This is a genomic window from Gordonia sp. NPDC003422, from assembly GCF_053588675.1.
This window is the reverse complement of the sequence record NZ_JBSFQL010000021.1, coordinates 1-22,427: the sequence shown is the minus strand read 5'-3', so window position 1 is coordinate 22,427 and position 22,427 is coordinate 1. Positions and strand designations below refer to the sequence as shown.

20 protein-coding genes and 3 pseudogenes are annotated in these 22,427 nt (G+C 66.6%); 8 read left to right on the top strand and 15 right to left on the bottom strand.

Annotation, left to right across the window (positions count from 1 at the left end; all coding sequences use genetic code 11):
* Window positions 1-13: 13 nt before the first annotated feature.
* The 3 genes and pseudogenes from ACWDTF_RS17600 to ACWDTF_RS17590 form a co-directional block, all read right to left on the bottom strand.
* Window positions 14-361 carry a hypothetical protein gene (locus ACWDTF_RS17600; RefSeq protein ID WP_449754760.1) on the bottom strand — a complete coding sequence of 116 codons (348 nt, stop codon included), beginning with the start codon at window positions 359-361 and terminating at the stop codon, window positions 14-16.
* A gap of 14 nt (window positions 362-375) precedes the next feature.
* Window positions 376-618, bottom strand: a complete 243-nt coding sequence (locus tag ACWDTF_RS17595) for a PIN domain-containing protein (protein ID WP_240855204.1) — start codon at window positions 616-618, stop codon at window positions 376-378.
* 230 nt (window positions 619-848) lie between these two features.
* A pseudogene (locus ACWDTF_RS17590) lies at window positions 849-1,001 on the bottom strand (type II toxin-antitoxin system VapB family antitoxin); the annotation flags it as partial.
* A 166-nt stretch (window positions 1,002-1,167) separates the two neighbouring features.
* On the opposite strand from ACWDTF_RS17590, the gene ACWDTF_RS17585 reads away from it, so the two are divergent.
* Entirely contained in the window at window positions 1,168-2,811 is a 1,644-nt protein-coding gene (locus ACWDTF_RS17585) for a peroxidase family protein (RefSeq protein ID WP_449754759.1), read from the top strand.
* A gap of 237 nt (window positions 2,812-3,048) precedes the next feature.
* Here ACWDTF_RS17585 and ACWDTF_RS17580 read toward each other — a convergent pair whose 3' ends face one another.
* The 3 genes from ACWDTF_RS17580 to ACWDTF_RS17570 all read right to left on the bottom strand — a co-directional run bounded on the left by ACWDTF_RS17580 (window position 3,049) and on the right by ACWDTF_RS17570 (window position 5,496).
* Window positions 3,049-3,216 (bottom strand): hypothetical protein, encoded by a 168-nt coding sequence (locus tag ACWDTF_RS17580; RefSeq protein WP_449754758.1) that lies wholly within the window; start codon window positions 3,214-3,216, stop codon window positions 3,049-3,051.
* A 44-nt stretch (window positions 3,217-3,260) separates the two neighbouring features.
* A complete protein-coding gene (locus ACWDTF_RS17575) occupies window positions 3,261-4,628 on the bottom strand; it encodes a wax ester/triacylglycerol synthase domain-containing protein (RefSeq protein ID WP_449754757.1) in 1,368 nt (455 codons plus the stop codon).
* Window positions 4,629-4,722: 94 nt separating this feature from the next.
* Window positions 4,723-5,496: an MFS transporter gene (locus tag ACWDTF_RS17570; RefSeq protein WP_449754756.1), complete on the bottom strand. Its 774-nt coding sequence runs from the start codon at window positions 5,494-5,496 to the stop codon at window positions 4,723-4,725.
* A gap of 141 nt (window positions 5,497-5,637) precedes the next feature.
* On the opposite strand from ACWDTF_RS17570, the gene ACWDTF_RS17565 reads away from it, so the two are divergent.
* A complete protein-coding gene (locus ACWDTF_RS17565) occupies window positions 5,638-6,606 on the top strand; it encodes a LysR family transcriptional regulator (RefSeq protein ID WP_355278468.1) in 969 nt (322 codons plus the stop codon).
* Between the two features lie 28 nt (window positions 6,607-6,634).
* On the opposite strand, the gene ACWDTF_RS17560 is transcribed toward ACWDTF_RS17565, so the two are convergent.
* Genes ACWDTF_RS17560 through ACWDTF_RS17530 form a run of 7 tightly spaced genes read right to left on the bottom strand, consistent with a single transcriptional unit; the run spans window position 6,635 to window position 14,642 of the window.
* A complete protein-coding gene (locus ACWDTF_RS17560) occupies window positions 6,635-7,843 on the bottom strand; it encodes a vWA domain-containing protein (RefSeq protein WP_449754755.1) in 1,209 nt (402 codons plus the stop codon).
* On the bottom strand, window positions 7,840-8,724 hold the full coding sequence (locus tag ACWDTF_RS17555) for an AAA family ATPase (RefSeq protein WP_355278474.1): 885 nt from the start codon (window positions 8,722-8,724) through the stop codon (window positions 7,840-7,842). The genes ACWDTF_RS17560 and ACWDTF_RS17555 overlap by 4 nt, the downstream gene beginning before the upstream one ends.
* Window positions 8,721-9,647: an XdhC family protein gene (locus ACWDTF_RS17550; RefSeq protein ID WP_449754754.1), complete on the bottom strand. Its 927-nt coding sequence runs from the start codon at window positions 9,645-9,647 to the stop codon at window positions 8,721-8,723. The genes ACWDTF_RS17555 and ACWDTF_RS17550 overlap by 4 nt, the downstream gene beginning before the upstream one ends.
* Before the next feature lie 33 nt (window positions 9,648-9,680).
* A complete protein-coding gene (locus ACWDTF_RS17545) occupies window positions 9,681-12,080 on the bottom strand; it encodes an aerobic carbon-monoxide dehydrogenase large subunit (RefSeq protein WP_355278476.1) in 2,400 nt (799 codons plus the stop codon).
* Window positions 12,077-12,577 carry a (2Fe-2S)-binding protein gene (locus tag ACWDTF_RS17540; RefSeq protein WP_240855220.1) on the bottom strand — a complete coding sequence of 167 codons (501 nt, stop codon included), beginning with the start codon at window positions 12,575-12,577 and terminating at the stop codon, window positions 12,077-12,079. Before ACWDTF_RS17540 ends, ACWDTF_RS17545 begins: the two co-directional genes overlap by 4 nt.
* A 33-nt stretch (window positions 12,578-12,610) precedes the next feature.
* Window positions 12,611-13,498, bottom strand: a complete 888-nt coding sequence (locus ACWDTF_RS17535; RefSeq protein WP_449754753.1) for an FAD binding domain-containing protein — start codon at window positions 13,496-13,498, stop codon at window positions 12,611-12,613.
* Window positions 13,499-13,517: 19 nt separating this feature from the next.
* A complete protein-coding gene (locus tag ACWDTF_RS17530; protein WP_449754752.1) occupies window positions 13,518-14,642 on the bottom strand; it encodes an XdhC family protein in 1,125 nt (374 codons plus the stop codon).
* Between the two features lie 411 nt (window positions 14,643-15,053).
* Here ACWDTF_RS17530 and ACWDTF_RS17525 point away from each other — a divergent pair, with 411 nt between their 5' ends.
* From ACWDTF_RS17525 to ACWDTF_RS17500, 6 genes and pseudogenes are all read left to right on the top strand, one after another.
* Window positions 15,054-15,944, top strand: a complete 891-nt coding sequence (locus tag ACWDTF_RS17525; RefSeq protein WP_240855224.1) for an AAA family ATPase — start codon at window positions 15,054-15,056, stop codon at window positions 15,942-15,944.
* Window positions 15,941-17,036: pseudogene (locus ACWDTF_RS17520) on the top strand (vWA domain-containing protein). Before ACWDTF_RS17525 ends, ACWDTF_RS17520 begins: the two are co-directional and overlap by 4 nt.
* 135 nt (window positions 17,037-17,171) lie before the next feature.
* Complete coding sequence (locus tag ACWDTF_RS17515; RefSeq protein WP_240855228.1) at window positions 17,172-17,723, top strand: (2Fe-2S)-binding protein; 552 nt, start codon at window positions 17,172-17,174, stop codon at window positions 17,721-17,723.
* Complete coding sequence (locus ACWDTF_RS17510; RefSeq protein WP_433256971.1) at window positions 17,720-20,134, top strand: molybdopterin cofactor-binding domain-containing protein; 2,415 nt, start codon at window positions 17,720-17,722, stop codon at window positions 20,132-20,134. Before ACWDTF_RS17515 ends, ACWDTF_RS17510 begins: the two co-directional genes overlap by 4 nt.
* On the top strand, window positions 20,131-20,988 hold the full coding sequence (locus ACWDTF_RS17505; RefSeq protein WP_240855231.1) for an FAD binding domain-containing protein: 858 nt from the start codon (window positions 20,131-20,133) through the stop codon (window positions 20,986-20,988). The genes ACWDTF_RS17510 and ACWDTF_RS17505 overlap by 4 nt, the downstream gene beginning before the upstream one ends.
* A 2-nt stretch (window positions 20,989-20,990) precedes the next feature.
* Complete coding sequence (locus tag ACWDTF_RS17500; RefSeq protein WP_240855232.1) at window positions 20,991-21,647, top strand: SRPBCC family protein; 657 nt, start codon at window positions 20,991-20,993, stop codon at window positions 21,645-21,647.
* A gap of 64 nt (window positions 21,648-21,711) precedes the next feature.
* Here ACWDTF_RS17500 and ACWDTF_RS17495 read toward each other — a convergent pair whose 3' ends face one another.
* Complete coding sequence (locus ACWDTF_RS17495) at window positions 21,712-22,164, bottom strand: hypothetical protein (protein WP_449754751.1); 453 nt, start codon at window positions 22,162-22,164, stop codon at window positions 21,712-21,714.
* Window positions 22,165-22,221: 57 nt separating this feature from the next.
* Window positions 22,222-22,427, bottom strand: a pseudogene (locus tag ACWDTF_RS17490) (HNH endonuclease); the annotation flags it as partial.

Here is a 22,427-nt window from a genome sequence, read left to right as displayed (position 1 = left end):
TTCGCACCGAGCGTCACCCAGCGGGGACATCGCCGGCCCTTGTTGTGAACCAGCAGATGTCCCCGGAGTCCGGGAGTTCCGGCAACTGCGTCATCTCGGCGCGAATCCGCACAAGGACCGCGGGCACATCGATCGCCCACGGCACGAATGTTTCGTCGTCGGAATCGGTGAGATCGCCGGGGAGCACTCCCGTTGCCAGCAAGTCGGAGATCAGCCCGAGCACGAGGTCGGTCACGCGGTCACGGGTCGGCGTCGGTCGCGCCAATGCGGTGGCGGCGCCGACGATCGGGGAGAACCCCACCCAGTCGTCGTTCGCATAGGCGACCAGATACGTGAGGTGGTCATGGTAGGCGTCGGTCATCGCGGCAGGAATCCTCACCCCACGACGCGTTGCTCGTCGACCTCGGCGAGATGGCGTGCGGCCAACTCGAAGTCGGCGTCGTCGTGGAGGATCACGAGACCCTTGATGGCTGCGGTACCACAGACCAGCAGGTCGACCACTGACAAGGCCCTGGCCGAACCGACCCGCGCGAGTTGGTGCTGCGCGGATTCGGCCCACTGCCACACCGACTTCGGCACCGGCACGTCGGGGTAGAGGTTACGAAACATCTGACTCATCTCGTCGAACTCGTCAGCATTTCTTGCAGATCGACGGAACTCGGCGCGTTGCGGTTCGCACGAACCGATAGCGCCACTCAACAAAGCGGGCTCCCAAGTCGCGGTGAGGCCCGGTTGCCGTTGCAGTCGCCAAACAGCAGACGAGTCCACGAGGAAGCCGATCACCGTCCGACGGCTCGCTCATCCGCCCGTACCTCGAGCCAGCCCGCGTAATCCCATTTCTGTGCTTGATCTCGGCTCCGAGCCAGAGCTTCGATGCGCCGGAACCGCTCGACATAGTCACGCATCGCGAGGTTCACCGCTTCTTTCTTCGTGTGAACCCCGGCTATCCGCATGACCTCTGCCAACGCAGCATCGTCCAGGTCTATCTGAGTCACCGCCACGGCACACCTCTGATGTTGGTGATATATGCACCCAGCATACATGTCCAACATCATTCTCAACCCGGTCCGAAGACAGGTAGTCGACTACTCGCGAGAATGCGCGCGCCACGCATGACGCTGAAAGGACGAGGTCACCACCACACCGAGCTCCGCCCCGGAGGCACGAATGCTCTCACAGACCATGCTCCTGCTTCGTCGACCACAAGAGACCATCGAGAGGCGGCTGCGCCTTCGGCTACCACCAGACCTTCCCGACAGTTGGGAACGTGAGCTTCCGCGAATCCTTGGACCCATCGGCCGGATTCCGGGATTCCGAACCGCCGCGAGCCGATTCGCCATCAACAAGTTCGCGAATGCCGCACCACCGCGCCCGCACCCGTATTCGATGGCCGCCGACTACACCACCTGGCAAAGCCTCACCGACCGCACGTACTCGGGGCGACATCTGCCGCCCAGTACCACCCCACCCGAGGATCTACCCAGCGAGCAGGACGTGACCGCACTGTTCCGGCGACCTCGCAATGAGGAAGTGAAGTCGACAGACACCAGCGTGACGTTCGTGTTCTTCGCGCAATGGTTCACCGACAGCTTCTTGCGCACCGACCGCAAGAACCCTGCCAAGAACACCTCTCCGCACGAGATCGACCTGTGCCAGATCTACGGTCTCAGCGCCGAGAAGACCGACAAGTTGCGTTCCAAGACGGGCGGTCATCTGAAGAGTCAGCGCATCAGGGGCGAGGAGTACCCGCCCTATCTGTTCGAGCCCCGTGACCCCAAGGGCCCGCTGATCGTCAAAGAGGAGTTCAAGGGTCTCCACGACGAGGATGTCCTCTTCAAGGAGATCCTCGCGCGTGTCCCCGACGACCGAATGGATTTCGTCTTCGCGGTCGGCCTCGAGCACGGCAATTCGACGATCGGTCACACGATGCTCGACACGATCTTCTTGCGCGAGCACAATCGCATCGCCGACGTGCTGAACGCTGCGCATCCGGAATGGGAGGGGAACGACGAACGGCTGTTCCAGACCACCCGCAACATCATGATCGTGCTCCTGCTGAAGCTGGTGGTCGAGGAATACATCATGCACATCGGCCCGTTCGACTTCCCCGTCGAGATGGTGAAGTTCATGGCCGACGGCGAACGCTGGAATCGTGCCAATCGCGGCGCCATCGAATTCAACCTGCTCTACCGTTGGCACCCACTCGCGCCCGACTGGATCGGCGAGGGCGCAAACAGGTTGGAAGCCAAAGACTTTCTCAGCAACAACCCGCTCGTCCTCTCGCGCGGCATCGAGTCGCTGATCGCACAGTGCTCGCACGAGCGGTCGGGCAAGATCGGTCTGTTCAACACTCCCCACTACCTCTCGGAACGGATGGACCCCAACGTCGCATCCGTCGAGGAGCGCACGGTCGCCCTCATGCGTCATGCACGGCTGCGGACATTCAACGAGTACCGAGAGTACTTCGGCCTCAACCCAATACACAGCTTTGCCGAACTCACCGACGACGAAGCGGTTCAAGACCGCCTGCGAGAGATGTACGGCCACATCGACAATCTCGAGTGGTACATCGGCATCTTCGCCGAGGACTACCCCGACTACATGATGATGGGGTGGACGATGACCACCATGGTCGCCCACGACGCGTTCACCCAGGCACTCACCAATCCGCTTCTGGCCAAAGAGGTCTTCAACGTCAACACCTTCACCCAGAAGGGCATGGACATCATCGAAGGGACCCGCTCGCTCGAACAGATCATCAAAAGGAACGCGACGGACCCCGACGCCGTTGATGCCAGTTTCAAGTGTTGAGAGACTCCTCGGATCAGCGACCCACCCGCCGACGCCTCACATCCAGGGAGCTTCGATCTGCTCGCGTGCCCACAGAAAATAGGGGAAGAAACTTCTTCCCCTACCCTTGGAGTCCTCCCCCAGAAATTTCTCGCGGACGACTATGAAACCCGGGGAAGAAGTTTTTCCCCTAGATTTTGCGGGCACGGCGCCATCGTGTTTCCCCAGGTCAGAAGGCTGGTCACCGAACTCCTCGGATCAGTCGGGGGTGTGCCCGAGGGTGCGCCATTCGGTCGGTGCGTAGTACGTGACGTAGCCGGTGGTCTCGATCACCTTGAGCACGCCGCCGGGTTCGATGCTGATGGTCGCTTCGTCGTACTCGAGCGGACGGCCCCCGGCGAGGACCAGTTTCACGTTGTTGGACATGGGCGGATCGTAGGTCGTGTGCGCAGAATCCGCTCGACGGCATTTCATGAGACGAGTTCGCACACCTCACGAAATCCGATGTCGAGACTCTCGACCAGGAGGTCGATGTCGGGAACCGCGGCGTCGTCGACGTCGATGCCCATACAGCAATCGCCGACGTAGGACAGCAGGGTGACGTTGAACGCGGCGCCGATGGTGGGTCCAAATCCGTACTGCCGGATGATCTTCGCGCCGGCCAGGTAGAGCGGCACGGGCGACCCGGGCACGTCGGAGGCAACAAAGTCAACGTGCTCGAGCATCGCGCCGACGGCAGACGACGGCAGCACGTTGAGAGCTCCGGCGATCGGTTCGGCGAGCGGCACCGCCGGTTCGACCCGCCACTTCGCGACGATCTCGTGCATCCGCCCGATCACCTCCTTCGGTTCATCGGTGTCGCACGGAACTGCGAAGCGCAGCAACGTGATTCGGTTTCCGCCGAGCGCATCCTCCTCCGACCGAAGGTTCATCGGCATGGTGACGCGCAAGTGGTCGATCTCGGCGTCGTGGCTGCGGTGATAGGTGCGCATCCCGAGCACGATCCCGGCGAGGAACGCGTCGTTGAGGGTCCCGCCACCCGCGCTCCCGGCCGCCGCGAGCTTCTCCACGGGTACGTCCAGCGTTGCGAAGTGACGTCGGGTGCTGCGTTCGGTCATCACCGGTGACGCCGTACTCATGACCGGCTCGACGATGCGCGCCACCGACCGTGCCGTGCCGCCGACGTCGCGCAGCGCCTGAATCGGACGTGTGATCGAGTGGGCCGCGAGCCGGCCTGCCGCCGAGGCCGAATCACGCGCGAGCCCGACGGCCGATGACGCGTACCAGCCCGCGGTGTCACGCAGCGATGGCTTGTGCGTCACCGCGTCGGGAACCGCCACCGGTGGGCGCGGGGTGCCCTCGCGTTCGAAATCCATTGTTTCCGCGGCAATCTGGACGCCACCGACACCGTCGGTGAGGGAATGATGGAACTTCATCACGACGGCCGCCGCGCCGTCCTCCTCGAGTCCGTCGAGCAGGGTGTACGTCCACAGCGGGCGGGCCGGGTCGAAGGCCGACATGCCCGCGGTCCGTGCGACCTCGAGAACTCCCTGGAAGTTCTTGGGGTGCGGGGCGTCGAGTCTGCGGAGGTGCCAGCCCAGGTCGAAGTCGGGGTCGTCGACCCACCGCGGTGGAGCGAGGCCACGGTCGGGCACGAGCTTGCGTCGCATCGCCGGCAGCACCTGGGTCGCACGCTCGACCGTTGCGACGAAACGATCCCAATCCGGCGAGGCATCGAGCAGTGCGACTGCCACGATGGTCGAGCGCAGGATCGGGTTCTGCTCCATGCGCCAGGAGAACATGTCCGTTTGGGTCATCCGGACGACGTCGTCACTCATATCTCGAGTGTTCTCCGTGGCGGCGCTCGTCATGGGCTTTTGGCCAGTTGCGGTACCAAGGTCCCATGCTGGGCAAGCCAGACCGGGCACGACGTCACCGCCGCGCACTCACCTCGTCTCGGCGCTCGCGGCTCTTCACCGATCCGAGGTAGGCCACGATGACCGCGACGATCCCCACCACCGCCACGACCACGACGGTGGTCGACTCGCCCGTCGCGTTGACGATGATCGCGACAAACGCCCAGAGCAGGGTGAGTGGATAGGCGATGACCGAGGAGCCGACCACGAACGTGACCGCGGAACCGAGGGCCGCGGCAGCGACCAGGAAGGCAACCTGCCAGCCGGCCGAGGTCGGGTCGGCGACACTGCTCCCGAGGTCGGATGCCCAGTTGACGAACACGGCGGCGCTCGCCCAGGCGGCATAGACACCGATCGTGACGCGCACCAGCGTCGTGACCGCGGGTGGGGCATCGTCCGCAGGACCGGCCGCGATGACAGCAGCATCGAGCAGGACGACGGTCATCACGGTGAGCAGCACCGCGGGCAGCCACTCGATCGACGCGGCGGACACCACCAGCCAGAGCGCCGCCGCGCCGCACGCCACGGCGAGGTCGATGGCCAACCGCTGCGCCGACCCGGTCCCCGTCGTCCGTGTGCGCACGAAGACAACACCGGTGGCGATCGACAGCAGGTAGATGACCGCCCAGATACCGAAGGCGTAGCCGGTCGGGCTGATGAACAGATCGACGTCGTCGTCGTTCGGCTGACCGCCGAAAGTCAGCAGCGGGATGAACACCGCGAGGGCCTGTGCGACCGACAGGACGAGTACCGCCCACGCGGCGGGTGTGGATATTCGCGTCGACGACATATGTCCGACTTTGTCACAGTCGGCGCGAGGTTCACGGCTGCTCCGGCGTGTCACCTGCCCGGCCCGGAGGGGGTACATGCGCGTCTAGGATCGACATGTGTCAGACAACGTGCGACACGGAGACCAGATGTTGCGGAGCTCATGACGCCGGCACAGCTGCGCGCCTTCGTCGCGGTAGTGCGGACCGGATCGGTCAAGAACGCCGCCACCGAACTGGCCCTCACCGAGCAGGCGGTGTCGATGCATGTGGCGGCGCTACGCAAGAGTCTCGGCGACCAGCTCTTCAGTCGGACGCGGTCGGGGCTGGCCTTCACCCCGGGCGGTCTGCGACTGGCGGCCCGCGCGGTCGAGATCCTCGGACTGCAAGATCAGACGATCAGCGAGGTCGGTGCCGCCGCCGGTGGACGGCGCACGATCCGGCTCGCGTCATCGAGTCTGTTCGCCGAGCATGCGGCGAGCGGTCTGATCGATCTGTTCACCAAGCGCGCGAAGGACCTGGAGGTCGAACTGAGCGTGCACTCCCCGGATCGGTTCGCCTCGCTCCTCGCGTCGCGGGCGGTGGACGTCGCGATCGGGCCGGCGCCGACCGACATGGAAGTCACCGACGGCGGTCACGCGTTGACGATCAAGGAGTTTCTCACCTACGACGTGGAGGCGATGGCGGCCCCGAGCCATCCCTTCACTCAGCGCCGGGCCAGCCCGGAGGAACTCGCGCACGCGACCTGGAACCTCGGACCGTCCGCGGCCGCCGTTCATGAAGCCATCCCCACGATGCTCCGCAAGCTCGGTGTGCCCGACGACTGCCAGCGCATTTTCCAGAGCGATGCCGCCGCCTGGGAGGAGACGCAACGCGGCAGCGCGCTGACCCTTGCGCCCACCTTCGCGGTGCGCACGGAGGTGGCCGACGGTCGCTTGGTGCGCGTGAACGGCGAGCAGGTGCATCGGCGCAACACATGGTGCGCGACGACCCTGGCGCACGATCCCACCCGCACGGCCAGTGAACTCATGCGGTTTGTCGGCACGCCCAAGGCGATGCAGGCGATGCTGCGCGGCACCGGCGTACCGGTGAAGAACTTCCGTCCAGCGGTCTACGTCACGCTATGGAACTGATTCTGCCGCTTGTCATTCCACTGTTGTGTCAGCGTCGACGCGCCTCGGCGATGGCGGCGATCACCGCGGGCAGGTCGTCGACGGTGCCCGCCGGTAGCAGTCGATCGCAGTACGGCAGCGCTGCCGCCATCCCGCCCACGAGCGGCGCGTAACCCGGCACGCCCGCACGAGGATTGAGCCAGATCACCGTGAATGCGCGGCGCGCAATCCGCGACATGACCCGTTCCATGACCTCTGGCTCGCCGGAATCCCATCCGTCCGAAGCGATCACGCAGATCGTCCCGCGCAGTGTCTGTCCGTGCGGCGAATGCAAGAGTGCATCCAGGCTGGCTGCGATCCGGGTGCCCCCGAACCGATCCACCACCTTCTCGCTCGCCCATTCGACCGCATCGTCGATGGACGACCGCGCCAGGATCGATGTCATCCGCGTGAGCCGGGTGGCAAAGGCGAATGTCTCTGCGCGGCCACGCCTCGACAGGACGCGCATCGCGTGCAGATAGACGGTCGTGTAGGCCTGCATCGACTGCGACACATCACAGACCATCACGATGCGCCGCTGCCGCCACACCGGGCCCCGGTAGGCGACGTCGGCGATCTCCCAACCCGTGTGGCGAGCCCGTACCAGCGTGTGCCGCAGATCTATTCGCCGACCGCTTCCGATCACGCGCTCGCGTCGACTCCGTCGTCGCGGCCAGCGCTGGGTGGCGTCGTCGAGCCAGGAATCGATGAGTTCGAGTTGCCGGGAGTCCAACTGGTCGAAGGGAATCCGCGCGATCGAATCGATCGCGCTCGGTCGGGGAATCCACACCGGCGTGCCGTCTTCGTCGTCTGCGGAGTCCGCGCCCGCCGCCATCCGCGGCAGTGTCGCCCACGGCAGGCCCTCGGTGTCCGGGTCGTCGGCGGCGTGCGGGCCGGGTACCGCGAGTGACTGCTCGCCGCGCGGTCCCGTCGAGGTGGCGCGCAGGGCCGCCGGATCGAGGGAGAACACCGCATCGTTGAAGACGGCGTTGAACACGGCATCGAAGGTGGCCAGGTCGGAGTGCTTGCGTACCAGCGCGATCCGAGTGAGCCAGTACAGTTTCTGCCGGTCGGACAGCACACCTCGGTCGACGGCACCAAGAGCCCGGCCGAACACGGCAGCATCGGATTGACCGACGGCCAGACCGGCGCGGCGGAGTCGGTCGGTGAACCCGGCGGCGAACGCCGCTCGATCGACCAGGCTCAGGATTTGGTTCACAACAGGGCGCCCCGCGCGAGGGCGTCGGCGACGTCGGCGTGGTCGTCCGGGGTCTTCACGAGGGTGCCGAGGGTCGGGAGGACCGCGTCGGGCATCAATTCCGGGACGCCGAGGGTGATGAGCGCCGACACCCAGTCGATCGCCTCGGCCATGCCGGGTGGCTTGTCGAGGTCGAGTTCGCGGACCCGACCCACGAACACGGAAGCGTCGGCGATGAGGGATTCGGGGGCGGCGGGCACGGTTCGGCGCAGCACGGCCGCCACCTGGGCGGCCCCCGGGTACGCGATCCAGTGGTACAGACAGCGCCTGCGCAACGCATCGTGGAGCTCGCGGCTGCGGTTGGAGGTGAGGACGACGATGGGTCGTCGCTGCGCCCGGATGGTGCCGAGTTCTGGAATGGAAACCGCGCCCTCGCCGAGGAACTCAAAAAGCAGCGCCTCGAATTCGTCATCGGCACGGTCTATCTCGTCGATCAACAACACCGGCGGCCGCTGGCCCTGATGCCGGATCGCGGCCAGCAGCGGACGTTCGGACAGGTACTCGGGTGCGTACAGATCTGCGTCGGACATCGACTCGGCCCGTGACTCGGACAGCCGGATCGCCAGAAGCTGGCGCTGATAGTTCCACTCGTACAAGGCGTCGTGGGCCGCCAGACCTTCGTAGCACTGCAGGCGGATCAGGTCGGTGTCGAGGGCCGCCGCAACCGAGATCGCCGCCGACGTCTTACCCACTCCCGGTTCACCTTCCAGGAGCAGAGGCATCTGCAGGGCGGTGGCCAGATACAGAGCGGTGGCGATCCCCTCGTCGGCCAGGTAGTCGACGGCGTCCAGGCGTTCGACGACGTCGCGGGGCGACTCGAACAGACTGACCGGAGCGGTCATCTCATCGCCTGCAGGTCGCCGCTCGTCCGGGCGCGATAGGCTTCGAGGCAGCCGGCACAGCAGAACCAGTGCTGTCCGGATTCGTCGCTGACGCCAGGTGTGTCCTCGGCGACGACGACGGTCATGCCGCAGATCGGATCGACCTCGTGCCGTTGCGCCGGAGGCGTTGCCGCAGAAGCATCGTCGGCATCGATCCGCGGTGTCCGGAGGCCGTCGCGCCGGACGGCGGCGACCACTTGTGCCAGAATCGACAACGCGATCTCGGCCGGGGTGACGGCGCCGATGTCGAGACCCACCGGAGTGTGGATCAGGTCTCGCTGCGCCGGAGTCAGTTCCATCGAATCCAGCACTGCTGCGCCCCGGGTGCGACTGGCCACCAGCCCGATGAACCCGACCCCACCCTCGAGGGCCGACCGGATCAGCCCGGCCTCGTCGCCGCCGTGCGTGCACACGATCGTGGCGAGTGCGGCTGACGACGAATCAGGCTGTGTCACCTCCAATCCCAGCAGACGGGCCTGTTCGGCGACGGCCGTGGCGATCGGTGTGTCACCGGCGACGTGGAGGATCGGCGCGGGCAGCACCGGTTCGACGAACACCTCCAAGGCACCACCGGACATGCACGGGTTCACCGCCACCCGCGCCCCCGGCGTCTCCGGGAACGGATCGCCGCCATCCGGCACGATGCGCAGCAGCATTCCCTCGCCGGCGTTGATGACGTCGGTTGCGGCGAGACGAACCGACTCCCGCGCGCACTGTCCGCCGATGAAGCCGTCGATGCGCCCGTCCGCGGTCACCAAGGCGAAATCCCCGGCATGCGCGGAGGTCGGTGGCTGGGCACGCACCACGGTCGCCCGGGCAAACGGCACACGTTCGGAGATGAACTGTGCAGCAATGTCGGTCAAGCGCCGTGGTTCCGATGGCATGCCTGCTCCTGTTCTCGTGGTCCGGGACACTCCTCAGATCGGCGGCCGCGCCCGCCCCTGCATCGCCTCCCACACCCGCGACGGCGTCAGAGGCATATCGGCGTGGCGAACCCCGAAGGGTTCCAACGCATTCAGCACCGCATTCACCACCGCCGGCGGTGAACCGACGGTCGCCGACTCCCCCACGCCCTTCGCGCCGATCGGATGATGTGGCGAGGGCGTGACAGTGAATCCGGTTTCCCAGTGCGGCACTTCGAGGGCGGTCGGGATCAGATAGTCCATGAACGACCCGTTGAGACAGTTGCCCTCTTCGTCGAAGGAGACGATCTCCATCAGCGCCATCCCCACACCGTCGGTGAGTCCGCCGTGCACCTGCCCCTCGATGATCATCGGATTGATCCTGGTACCGCAGTCGTCGACGGCGACGAAGCGTCGAACCTTCACGACCGCGGTGTCGGGATCGATGTCGACCACACAGATGTAGGCACCGAACGGGTAGGTGAGGTTGGCGGGGTTGTAGACCACCGACGCGTCCAACCCGCCTTCCACACCCGGCGGCAGGTCGCCCGCGCCGTGCGCCTTCATCGCGATCTCCGCGATCGTCACCGACGTGCCAGGATCGCCCTTGACCTTGAAAGTCCCCTTCTCCCATTCCAAGTCGGCGACCGAGACCTCGAGCATGCCTGACGCGATGAGCTTGGCCTTGTCGCGGATCCGGCGCGCCGCGACGACCGCCGCGGCCCCGGACACCGGCGTCGAGCGGCTGCCGTAGGTGCCCAGTCCGAACGGCGTGTTGTCGGTGTCGCCGTGGACGACGTCGATGTCGTCGGGTGGGATGCCCAGCTCTTCGGCGACGATCTGCGCGTAGGTCGTCTCGTGTCCCTGCCCTTGGGATTGCACCGACAGGCGGACGACGGCTTTCCCGGTCGGGTGCACCCGCACGTCGCATCCGTCGGCCATGCCGAGTCCGAGGATGTCCATGTCCTTGCGCGGTCCGGCCCCGACGGCCTCGGTGAAGAACGCAACCCCGATCCCCATCAACTCACCACGTTCGCGTTTGGCCGCCTGTTCGGCGAGCAACGCGTCGTAGTCGGCGATCCGCATCGCCTCGAGCATCGTCTCGTCATAATTGCCGGAATCGTAGACCCAGCCGGTCTTGGTGGTGTACGGGAACTGGTCGGGCTGGATGAAGTTCTTGCGTCGCAACGCGATCTGATCCATCTTCAGTTCGTAGGCGAGGCAATTGACCAACCGTTCGACGAGGTAGACCGCCTCGGTGATCCGGAACGAACACGCGTAGGCGACCCCGCCCGGCGCCTTGTTGGTGTAGACCGCCGTCATAGCACAGTGGGCCGCCTCGAGCTGGTAGCTACCGGTGAAGACACCGAAGAATCCGGCGGGGTATTTGACCGGGGCGGCAACGCCGTTGAACGCGCCGTGGTCGGCGAGGACATTGGTGCGGATGGCCAGCATGCGACCGTCCTTGGTCGCCGCGATCTCGCCACGCATGATGTAGTCGCGGGCGAAACCGGTGCTGGTCAGGTTCTCCGTGCGATCCTCCATCCATTTCACCGGCTTTCCGGTGACGATCGAGCCGACCACCGCACACACATATCCCGGATAGATCGGCACCTTGTTGCCGAATCCGCCGCCGATGTCGGGGGAGATGACGCGGATCTTGTGTTCCGGGATGCCCGCCACGATCGCGTACAGCGTGCGGTGGGCGTGCGGCGCCTGGCTCGTCGACCAGAGGGTGAGTTTTCCGTCGACACGGTCGAAATCGGCGACGGCGCCGCAGGTTTCCATCGGCGCCGGATGCACGCGCGGGTAGACGATGTCCTGGCTGACCACCACGTCGGCCGTGGCGAAAACCGCGTCGGTGGCCGCTTTGTCACCGGTCTCCCAGTCGAAGACGTGGTTGTCGGTCTTGTTCTCGAGGTCGTCGCGGATCACCGGTGCCGACGGGTCGAGCGCGGTCCGGACGTCCCAGACAGGTTCGAGAATGTCGTAGTCGACGTCGATCAGTTCGAGGGCATCGCGTGCCGCGTAACGATCCTCGGCCACCACGGCGGCGACCTCTTGGCCCTGGAAGCGCACCTTGTCGGTGGCGAGCACCGCCTGCACGTCGTTGGACAGGGTCGGCATCCAGTCCAGGCCAAGGCCTTTGAGCGTTTCACCGGTGATGACGGCCTTCACCTTCGGCAGCGCTTCGGCTGCGGTGGTGTCGATTGCGACGATCTTGGCGTGCGCGACCGGTGAGCGCAGGATGGCCATGTGCAGCATGCCGGGCAGCTGCACGTCGTCGACGTAGCGGCCGAGCCCGCGGATGAACCGCGGGTCCTCCTTGCGCAGCATCCGCCCGTATCCGACGGGTTTCTGGTTGTTGTCGACGAGGTCCGCTGCGGTCGGTTCGGGGGGCGTGGTGATGGTCATTGCGCCGCTCCTGCCGTGACGTCGTCGGTGGCCTCGTCACCGGAATGCCGGGCCGCCCATTGCACCGACCGCACGATCGTCGTGTATCCGGTACATCGGCAGATCTGGCCGCTGATCGCCTCGCGGATCTCGTCTTCACTCGGGTCCGGGTTGGTGTCGAGGAGTGCGCGGGTGGTCATCAGCATGCCGGGCGTGCAGAAACCGCATTGCAGCCCATGGCATTCCATGAAGCCCTGCTGGATCGGATCGAGGGTGGTGCCGTGTTCGAGTCCTTCTACGGTTCGCACGTCGTGCCCACCCGCCATCGCGGCGAGGATGGTGCACGACTTCACCGGTTCGCCGTCGATCTGCACCACACAGGTTCCGCAGTTGCTCGTGTCGCATCCCCAGTGGGTTCCGGTGAGCGCGAGCGTGTCGCGCAGAAAATGCACGAGCAGCAGACGGGGTTCGATGTCTCGGGTCACCGATTCACCGTTGACGGTCATCGTCACTTGCATCGAATTCTCCTCTGTTCCAGGGCTGTCCGGAGTTCAGGCGGTGGCGTCCGCACCGACGCCCAGGCGCGCGGCACTCCGCCGGAGGGCACGTCGGGTCAGTTCGTCGGCGAGATGCCGCTTGTAGTCGGCGGTTCCGCGTCCGTCGGTGGCCGGGTCGCAGGATTCGGCGGCGATCTCACCCGCGCGGGTCCATGCCGCCTCGGTGGGTTCCTGTCCGCGCAACGCGTCCGAGATCGCGGGTATGCCGGTGGTGTTGGGTCCGACGGCGGCCAGACCCACCCGGGCATCGGCGATGACACCGTCGGTTAGCCACAGCGCTGCCCCCACGGCGACCACCGCCCAGTCTCCCGCGCGGCGCTCCACCTTCTCGTAGGCACTGCTGCCGCCCGAACGGATCGGAATGCGCACCTCGGTGAGCATTTCGTTCTGTTCGACGGCGGTTTCGTAAGGGCCGCGGTGGAATTCGGCCATCGTGACCACCCGTTCACCGTCTGCGCCGCGGATCACGCAGCTCGCGTCGAGGGTGGTGCAGACACTCGACAGGTCCTCGGACGGGTCGGCCTGGCACAACGAGCCGCCGAGGGTTCCCCGGTTGCGTACCACCGGGTCGGCGATCACGCGCTCGGCGTCGCGGAAGATGGGGAATGACGAGAACAGCGGTTCGTTGGCGAGTAGTTCGCAGTGCCGGGTGAGCGCACCGATGCGGACGTCGTCGTCGGTGAAGCGGATGTAGCCGAGCTCGGCGTGGAGATCGTTGATGTCGATGACGTATTCGGGTGTCGCGAGCCGCAGCTTCATCATCGGAAGAAGACTGTGGCCGCCGGCGATGAGCCGTGCCTCGTCGCCGAGCTGCCCGAGGAGCCTTATCGCGTCGTCGACGCTGGTTGCGCGTTCATATTCGAACGGTGCCGGAACCTGCATGATGTCTCCTCTGTTGCGATCACCGGACGGCGTCGGGATGGATGTGATCGGCGAGCCGGTTCAGGTTGACGCCGCTGCCGCCGCGTCGGGCCGAGATGATCTCGGCGACGATCGACACGGCGGTCTCGGCCGGTGTCTGCCCGCCGAGGTCGAGGCCGATCGGTGAATGCAGCCGCGCGAGATCGGCGTCGGTGACGCCTTCCTGTCGCAACCGACGCAGCCGATCGTCGTGTGTGCGCCGAGAGCCCATGGCTCCGATGTACACCCCGTCAGGAGTTTCGAAGGCCGCTTGAAGTGCCGGAACGTCGAATTTCGGGTCATGGGTGAGGACGCAGATCGCGGTGCGCGAATCGATACGCCCGGCCGCGTTCTCGGCACGCAGGTAGCGGTGCGGCCAGTCGACGACGATCTCGTGTGCGGCCGGGAATCGATCGCGGGTGGCGAACACGCTGCGCGCATCGCACACCGTCACGTGGTATCCGAGCGCCGCACCGGCCGCGGCAACCGCGGCCGCATAGTCGATGGCGCCGAACACAATCATGCGTGGCGGCGGGGCGAAGGAGTTGACGAACACCGCGACGCCGTCGCCCGTACGCTCGCCCGCCGACCCGTAGCGCAGGGTCGACGACTCGCCCAGATCCAGCAGGCCGCGCGCGTCCTGTGCGACCGCCCGGTCGAGGTTCGGTCCGCCGAGCGTGCCGATCACGTCGTCGGCGGTGACGGTCAGGTGGCTGCCCACTTGTCCGTGCGCACCGGCGGTCACGGTGGCCACCGCAATGGGTCGTCGGGCGGCGACGGCGTCGGCGAGGTCGCCGAGACCGGGCCAGGTCTCCTGGTTGACGGATTCGCAGAACACGTCGAGTATCCCGCCGCACGTGAGGCCGACGGCGAACGCCTCGTCGTCGGCGATCCCGTATCGCTCGCTGCTCGGAGTGCCGGATGCCATGACTTCACCCGCGAGTTCGTAGACAGCACCTTCGACGCACCCGCCTGACACGGACCCCAGGACGCGTCCATCCGCCAGGCGAATCGACGACGCCCCGGGTTGTCGGGGCGCCGAGCCCGTCGTCGCGACCACGGTCGTCAGCCCGACCGTCTCACCTCTGCGCCAATGATCCGCGAGCGTGGGCAGGACGTCTCGCATTCAGACACCTCTAATCCTGTGGACACCATTGTGGTTTGGATCACAGTGGTGTGACGTCGTCCAGTGTGCGCCGGTTTTGCCGCACGTCAACCGGAACCTCAGTGTTTGCTGAGGTCAGGGCACCCTTAGTCGTCGATACGTCCGCAGTGTCGCCGGGTCGTGCGACGATGCCCACCATGAACCCAGTCCATCAGAGGTCGGAGGCGGTCCGCGCGTCGAATGCGATGGCACCCGCCGACCGGACAATCGAGACCTGAAAACCGCCCCAGACTTGCGCCCTCGGGAGAGCCGCCGTTGACAATGTGTCGATGGCGGCTTTGCCTGGGGCCGCAATCGTGGGCAGGTTTCGTGTCAGGTCGCTGTTCCGAAGAGTTCGAGTCCTCGGCCCCCACCTGGGCATAGGCTCGCGTCATGACCGACGCACCGCCCCTCCCCCGGTCACCGGCCGAACTGGCGGCCGCGCTGGATGCCACCGGCTATCTCGCCGACGACGGCCTGGCCATGGCCGCCTTCCTCGCGCTGCGGATGGGTCGGCCGCTGTTCTGCGAGGGGGAGCCCGGCACCGGTAAGACCTCGCTCGCGGTCGGGCTGTCGCAAGCGTTGGACCTGCCGTTGATCCGCCTGCAATGCCACGAGGGCATCGATTCCTCGCAGGCGCTCTACGACTGGGACTTTCCGCGCCAACTCCTGCACCTGCGCACCCTCGAGGCGGCCAGCGTCGGACCGCTCGATGCCGATGCGGCCGAATCGTCGCTCTACACCGACCGATTCCTGCTCGCCCGCCCACTGTTGCAAGCGCTGACCGAGGCGCCGTGCGTGTTGCTCATCGACGAGATCGACCGCGCCGACGACGAGTTCGAGGCGTTCCTGCTCCAACTGCTCGACGAGAACGCGGTCACGATCCCCGAACTCGGGCACGTGCAGGCGGCCGTCCCGCCGCTGGCGATCCTCACGTCCAACCGCACTCGCGAGGTGCACGACGCACTTAAACGCCGCTGCCTCTACCACTGGCTCGAACACCCCTCGCTGGCCCGTGAGATCGCCATCCTGTCGCGTCGCGTGCCGGGCATCTCCGACGCCCTGGCCGCGCAGGTAGCCGGCGCGGTCCAGGAACTGCGGAAGCTGGAGTTGCTCAAGCCACCGGGCGTCGCCGAGACACTGGACTGGGCTCGCGCGCTCGCCGAACTCGACCGCAACGTGCTCGACGCGGAGGTCGCCGCGGCCACCCTGGGTGCGGTGTTGAAGTACCGCGAAGACACCGACCGGGTCCTGCGCGCCGGCCTGGACCGACTGTTGGCATGAACGGCGAACTGGTGGGATTCGCGGGTTTCGCGCGAAGTCTGACCCACGCGGGGTTACCGGTCGCGACGGACACGGTGGAGACCTGGGTGCGCGCACTGGGCGAGATCGACCTCGCCGACGTCGACCAGGTGTACTTCGCGGGGCTGGCGACACTGTGCCGCGATCCCGATGATCGTCCCCGTTTCGATCTGGCCTTCGACGCCTGGTTCGGGGACCGGATGCCGCGCACTACGCGACGTCCCACCCAACCCCGACCGTCCCGTATGGCCGCGCTGCGCACCACCGACACCCAGCAGACGAGCGGGTCGGGTCCGCACCTCGCGGTGGCCGCCGACGACACCGAGGTGCTGCGGCATCGCGACATCGCGACGCTGTCGGCGGCCGAACGCGCCCACCTCGCCGAGCTCATCGCGACGTTGAAACCGATGCCGCCGCGTCGTCCGGCGCTACGTCACGCTCCCGCACGACGCGGTGAGGTCGATCGCCGGAAGACCCTGCGCGACATGCTGGCTGCCGGCGGCGAGCCGGTGCGCCCAAGCCGGCACCGACGAGCAACCCGTCCACGACGGGTGGTGCTGCTCCTCGACGTCTCCGGTTCGATGAGCCCCTACGCCGACGCCCTGCTGCGGTTCGCACACGTCGTGACCCGAGCCAATCCGAGCGGGACAGAGGTGTTCTCGCTCGGCACCCGGCTGACCCGACTGTCGCGCGCGCTGCGCGGAGCCGATCCGGAACTGGCCCTGTCGGCGGCCGGTCGAGCGGTGCCGGACTGGGCCGGGTGGGACCCGCCTCGGCGAAACCCTGCAGGCGTTCGGAGACCGATGGGGACGCCGAGGTGTGGCGCGCGGCGCTGTGGTGGTGATCTTCTCCGACGGTTGGGAACGCGGTGATCCGACGCTGCTGGCCCAGCAGATGGCGCAGTTGCACCGTCTGGCCCGAGCGGTGTTCTGGGTCAACCCGCACGCCGGGATGGACGGCTACCGGCCCATCCAGGGCGGGATCGCCGCTGCACTGCCGCATCTCGACGGGTTGCTGGCCGGTCACTCGTTGGCCACCCTGCAGGAGCTGCTCGCCGCCATCCGCGAGGCGTGAGGGGCTCACCAAAACCCCCGTCGGAAGCACGTGATCCGCGATTTCGGACATCTGACACGCAGCGGAGGCGCACAGTGTTCTCTAGGGCTTCGCCAGGCCCTCAGCCCACCTTTGGCGAACGCATTGGAGGCCAACATGCGTGTCACTGTCACCGTCGACGGCACGACCTACGAGGACGAGGTGGAGCCCCGCACCTTGCTCGTACATCATCTACGCAATCAGCTGGGCAAGGTCGGCACCGTGATCGGTTGCGACACAAGCAATTGCGGCGCCTGCACGGTGCTGCTGAACGGACACAGCGTCAAGTCGTGCTCGGTGCTGGCCGTGCAGGCCGACGGCGCCGACGTCACCACCGTCGAAGGTCTCAAGGCTGCCGACGGCACCTTGCATCCCGTCCAGGAGGCGTTCCGCGACAATCACGGACTCCAGTGCGGCTTCTGCACCCCGGGCATGATCATGTCGACGATCGACCTTCTCGCCGAGAATCCGAACCCCGATGAGCATGACGTCCGGGAGGGCCTCGAAGGCAACCTGTGCCGCTGCACCGGCTACCAGAACATCGTCCGCGCGGCCCTGGATGCGGCGCAACGGTTGAAGGCCGACGCATCGCCGCGGGTGGAACGCACAGGTCAGCCGGCCGGCGCGGACACCAGCCGTCCGATGCAGGAGACGGGGGGTGCACGATGACCGCAACCGTCGAACCGGGCGCCGTCGAGCACGAGATCGGCAAGGCCCGGGTCCGCAAGGAAGACGACCACCTCATCACCGGACGCACCAAGTGGACGGACAACCTGGTGCTGCCCGGCATGCTGCACATCGCGCTGCTGCGCAGTCCCATGGCGCATGCGCGGATCGCGAGCATCGACGTCGAAGAAGCGCGATCGATGCCGGGCGTCGTCGCCGTCTACACCGGGGCCGACCTCGCCGAGGAGCAAGGCAGCCTGCCGAACGCCTGGCAGATCACCGAGGACATGAAGGCTCCGCCGGCTCCGTCGCTCGCGGTGGACACCGTGCAGTTCGCCGGGGAAGCGGTCGCGATGGTCGTCGCGCGCACCGTCGCCGAGGCACAGGACGCCATCGAGACGATCGACGTCGACTACGACGACCTGCCGGTGGTGCTCGACCTCGCCGCAGCGGCCGCCGATGGCGCCGACCTCGTCCATCCCGATCTCGGCACCAACGTGAGCGCGGTGTGGATCTTCGACTCCGCCGAGGCGGGCACCGGCACCGCCGTCGACGACGAGATCCGCGACGCCGAGGTCGTGATCGAACGCACCTTCCGGCAGCAACGCCTCATCCCGGCGTTCATGGAACCGCGCTCGGTGGTCGTCGACCCCACCGGCACACAGATCACCATGTGGTCGGCCACCCAGGTCCCGCACATCCTGCGGCTGATGCTGGCGATGACCCTCGGCATCCCCGAGCACAAGGTGCGGGTGATCGCGCCCGACGTCGGCGGTGGCTTCGGCGGCAAGCTGCAGGTCTGCCCGGAGGAGGTGCTCGCCCTGCTGGCGGCACGGCGCCTCGGCAAGCCGGTGAAATACACCGAATCACGCAGCGAGTCGATGCAGGCGGCCCATCACGGCCGCGACCAGATCCAGAAGCTGACGCTGGCGGCGAACCGCGACGGCAGCGTCCGGGGCCTCAAGGTGGAGTTGCTCGCGGATATGGGCGCTTACTTGCGGTTGGTCACCTCGGGTGTCCCGATTCTGGGTGCGTTCATGTTCAACGGCATCTACAAGTTCCCCGCCTACCACTTCGCCTGCACCAACGTGTTCACCAACAAGACGCCGACCGACGCCTACCGCGGTGCCGGACGTCCGGAGGCGACCTTCGCGATCGAGCGGATCATGGACGAACTCGCCGCCGAACTCGAGATGGATCCGCTCGAGGTGCGCGCGAAGAACTGGATCAAACACGAGGAATTCCCGTTCGACACTGTCGCAGGCCTGACCTACGACTCGGGCAACTACGAGGCGGCCACCGCGAAGGCCACCGAACTGCTCGACTACGACGGCCTGCGGCGTGAGCAGAAGGAACGACGCGACCGCGGCGACACGGTGCAACTCGGGATCGGTGTGTCCACCTTCACCGAGATGTGCGGGCTCGCACCGTCGCGTGTCCTCGGCTCGCTGTCGTATGGCGCGGGGGGTTGGGAAAACGCCACGGTCCGGATGCTGCCGACGGGCAAGGTCGAGGTGGTCACCGGCGTCTCGGCGCACGGCCAGGGCCACGAGACGGCGTTCAGCCAGATCGTCGCCGACCGGCTCGGCGTGCCCTTCGAGGATGTGGAGGTGTTGCACGGCGACACCCAGACATCGCCGCGCGGCCTGGACACCTACGGTTCGCGTTCGCTGGCGGTCGGCGGGATGGCGATCGTGAAGGCGGCCGACCGCGTCGTCGACAAGGCCCGGCCGATCGCCGCGCATCTGATGGAGGCTTCCGAGGACGATCTCGAGTTCGCCGACGGCAAGTTCACCGTCAAGGGCACCGAGGCGGCGGTCGGGATCACCGACGTCGCGCTCGCGGTGTTCGCCGCGCACAACATGCCGGACGGCGTCGAGCCGAATCTCGACTCCGACGCGACCTACGACCCGGACAACTTCTCGTTCCCGCACGGCACACATCTGTGCGCCGCCGAGGTCGACACCGAGACCGGTCTGGTGACGATCCGCAAATACGTGTGCGTCGACGACATCGGCGCGGTGATCAACCCGCTGATCGTCGAAGGGCAGGTGCACGGCGGACTCGCGCAGGGCATCGCGCAGGCGCTCTACGAGGACGCGATCTACGACGAGTCCGGCACGTTGCTGTCCGGGTCGTTCGCCGAGTACCTCGTGCCCGGAGCACCCGACCTGCCGCACTTCACCACCGACCGCACCGAGACCCGCGCCACCGGAAATGCACTCGGCGTCAAGGGTGTCGGCGAGGCCGGCACGATCGCTTCCACCCCGGCAGTCGTCAACTCGGTGATCGACGCGGTGCGCCATTTCGGCGTGGCCGACGTCGAGATGCCCTGCAGTCCGATGCGGGTGTGGAGAGCCATCCAGTCAGCTCAAACCGAAGCAGCCCGGTCTGCTCAGGGAGGTGCCCAATGATTCCGTCCAAGTTCGACTACCTCGCCCCGACCACCCTCGACGAGGCGGTCTCCGCGCTGGCCGACGCCGGCGAGGACGCCAAGGTGATCGCCGGCGGGCAAAGCCTGATGCCGGTGTTGCGGTTACGGCTGAACTCGCCGACCGCCCTCGTCGACCTCGGGCGGGTCGCGGAGTTGCGCGGCGTACGTGAGGACGGCGACTCGATCGTCGTCGGAGCGATGACCACGCACCACGACGTGATGACCGATTCTCTCGTCGTCGCGCACGCGGCGTTGTTGTCCGACGCCGAGCAGACCGTCGCCGATCCACAGATCCGCCACCGGGGCACGTTCGGTGGGTCGCTCGCCCATGCCGATCCGGCAGGCGATCTGGGTGCCGTCGCCGTCGCGCTGGATGCGACGATGACCGTCGTCGGTCCCAACGGCAAGCGTGATGTGGCGGCCGAGGACTTCTTCACCGACATCTTCAGCACCGCTCTGGAACCCGACGAGATCTTGGTGTCGGTGCGCATTCCGAAGCACACCGGATGGACGGCGCATTACGAGAAGTTCCATCGGGTGGCCCAGAGCTGGTCGATCATCGCCGTGGCCGCCACCCTCGACGTCGACGACGACGGCATCATCCGCGAGGCCGCGATCGGCCTGACCAACATGCGTGCGGTGCCGATGCGGGCACGTGCCGTGGAGCAGGCGCTGGTGGGGCAGTCGGCCGCCATCGATGTGATCGGCGCGGCCGCCGACCATGCCGCTGAGGGCACCGATCCGATGAGCGATCCCAACGCCGACGCCGAGTACCGAACCCACCTGGCGAAAGTGCTCACCCGGCGAGCGGTCGTGGCAGCGGCAGGCGTCTGACCATGCAACTGGAACACAGCTTTTCGGTCGACGCACCGATCGAGACCGTGTGGGCGGCCCTGGTGGAACCGGAGCGCGTCGCGGGCTGCATGCCCGGGGCGACGCTCACCGAGGTCGACGGTGACAAGTTCACCGGACAGATCAAGGTGAAGATCGGCCCGGTTGCCTTGGTGTACAAGGGTGTTGGCAACTTCATCGAGAAAGACGAGGGTGCGCACCGCGCCGTGATCGAGGGCAGTGCCAAGGAATCGCGAGGGCAGGGCACGGCAAAGGCCACCGTGTCGATGTCACTCAAAGACGAGGGTGGCACCACCACCGGCAGCGTCGTCACCGATCTGGCGATCACCGGCAAGCCGGCCCAGTTCGGCCGAGGCATGCTCTCCGACGTGGGCGGCAAGATCATCGACCAGTTCTCGTCGTGCCTGTCGAAGAAACTCGGCGACGCGGAGCCGGCGGCCCCGGCTTCGCCCGCTACCAGTGCAACTGCTGCGCCCGACACGTCGAAACCCCGTGTGGTGGAACAACCCCCGGAGGAGGCCGAGGCTCTCGACCTGATGGCGTATGCCGGGGGCTCGGTGCTCAAGCGGGTCGCACCGATCGTCGGGGCGATTGTGCTGGGCGCGATAGTGTTCGTGGTGGTGCGCCGGTTGCGTGGCTGAGCGTTCGCTCTCGATGAACGCCGACGCGTCTCGGGGTCAATCGCCGCATCGCTTCGACCGCATGTCAGTTGATCCGATGGCTCGCCACCAGAACAGCGCGGTCGTTGAACACCACGGCCGTACAGCGAAAGGTGTTGGTGGGTCCCAGTCCCGACCCGTTGGGTAGATCGCCTTGGATGCGCACGTCGCCGGCGATCAGCCAGGTGTTGGCCACGGTGGATCGATCGCGGCCGGCCTCACGCAATGCGTTCAGGTCTGAGATGGACAGCCCGCTGTTGTCGGTCGTGACATCGCTGAACTCGGCCGAGGAGGCCTGCGCGGAAGTCTTCCCACCTGCCTCGAGCCGGGACGCGATGTCGCCGCGGATGATCGAGGTACAGCGCTCGGATGCGCGCGACTCGTCCTGCGCCCGTTCGTTGATCGCGTCGCGCCCAAGCAGGGCGACGACGACGAAAACCACTGCGACGACCACGATCGCGCCGCCCCATAGCACGCGCCGACGAGACAGCTCTGCCATGGGGCAACGATAGATGATTCGCCGCGCACCCCTCGGTGGGTTGCGCGCACCTCCATGTCAGAAGGGTGGTGGGCCTGCGGCGCGGTCGCGTTCGTCGCGGTCGCGTCGGTTGCGGTTCCTTTCTGCCCGGCGTCGGGCGTGTTTGTCTGCCACCCGACCACGACGAGAGCGGGTGGTGGCAATATCGTTGCGCGCGTTACCAGTCGGTGGGCCTTGAGCGGGCGCGACGAACCGGATACGACGCAACCCCGGGAACAGGTCCT

What these genes read in the sequence shown, in the direction of transcription:
- ACWDTF_RS17565 (WP_355278468.1), top strand. Translation starts at nt 5,638, where the DNA reads ATGACGCCGGCACAGCTGCGCGCCTTCGTCGCGGTAGTGCGGACCGGA.
- ACWDTF_RS17555 (WP_355278474.1), bottom strand. Translation starts at nt 8,724, where the DNA reads ATGACCGCTCCGGTCAGTCTGTTCGAGTCGCCCCGCGACGTCGTCGAA.
- ACWDTF_RS17550 (WP_449754754.1), bottom strand. Translation starts at nt 9,647, where the DNA reads ATGCCATCGGAACCACGGCGCTTGACCGACATTGCTGCACAGTTCATC.
- ACWDTF_RS17510 (WP_433256971.1), top strand. Translation starts at nt 17,720, where the DNA reads ATGACCGCAACCGTCGAACCGGGCGCCGTCGAGCACGAGATCGGCAAG.
- ACWDTF_RS17570 (WP_449754756.1), bottom strand. Translation starts at nt 5,496, where the DNA reads ATGTCGTCGACGCGAATATCCACACCCGCCGCGTGGGCGGTACTCGTC.
- ACWDTF_RS17600 (WP_449754760.1), bottom strand. Translation starts at nt 361, where the DNA reads ATGACCGACGCCTACCATGACCACCTCACGTATCTGGTCGCCTATGCG.
- ACWDTF_RS17525 (WP_240855224.1), top strand. Translation starts at nt 15,054, where the DNA reads ATGACCGACGCACCGCCCCTCCCCCGGTCACCGGCCGAACTGGCGGCC.
- ACWDTF_RS17545 (WP_355278476.1), bottom strand. Translation starts at nt 12,080, where the DNA reads ATGACCATCACCACGCCCCCCGAACCGACCGCAGCGGACCTCGTCGAC.
- ACWDTF_RS17575 (WP_449754757.1), bottom strand. Translation starts at nt 4,628, where the DNA reads ATGAGTGACGACGTCGTCCGGATGACCCAAACGGACATGTTCTCCTGG.
- ACWDTF_RS17500 (WP_240855232.1), top strand. Translation starts at nt 20,991, where the DNA reads ATGCAACTGGAACACAGCTTTTCGGTCGACGCACCGATCGAGACCGTG.
- ACWDTF_RS17505 (WP_240855231.1), top strand. Translation starts at nt 20,131, where the DNA reads ATGATTCCGTCCAAGTTCGACTACCTCGCCCCGACCACCCTCGACGAG.
- ACWDTF_RS17585 (WP_449754759.1), top strand. Translation starts at nt 1,168, where the DNA reads ATGCTCTCACAGACCATGCTCCTGCTTCGTCGACCACAAGAGACCATC.
- ACWDTF_RS17530 (WP_449754752.1), bottom strand. Translation starts at nt 14,642, where the DNA reads ATGCGAGACGTCCTGCCCACGCTCGCGGATCATTGGCGCAGAGGTGAG.
- ACWDTF_RS17535 (WP_449754753.1), bottom strand. Translation starts at nt 13,498, where the DNA reads ATGCAGGTTCCGGCACCGTTCGAATATGAACGCGCAACCAGCGTCGAC.
- ACWDTF_RS17495 (WP_449754751.1), bottom strand. Translation starts at nt 22,164, where the DNA reads ATGGCAGAGCTGTCTCGTCGGCGCGTGCTATGGGGCGGCGCGATCGTG.
- ACWDTF_RS17580 (WP_449754758.1), bottom strand. Translation starts at nt 3,216, where the DNA reads ATGTCCAACAACGTGAAACTGGTCCTCGCCGGGGGCCGTCCGCTCGAG.
- ACWDTF_RS17595 (WP_240855204.1), bottom strand. Translation starts at nt 618, where the DNA reads ATGAGTCAGATGTTTCGTAACCTCTACCCCGACGTGCCGGTGCCGAAG.
- ACWDTF_RS17540 (WP_240855220.1), bottom strand. Translation starts at nt 12,577, where the DNA reads ATGCAAGTGACGATGACCGTCAACGGTGAATCGGTGACCCGAGACATC.
- ACWDTF_RS17515 (WP_240855228.1), top strand. Translation starts at nt 17,172, where the DNA reads ATGCGTGTCACTGTCACCGTCGACGGCACGACCTACGAGGACGAGGTG.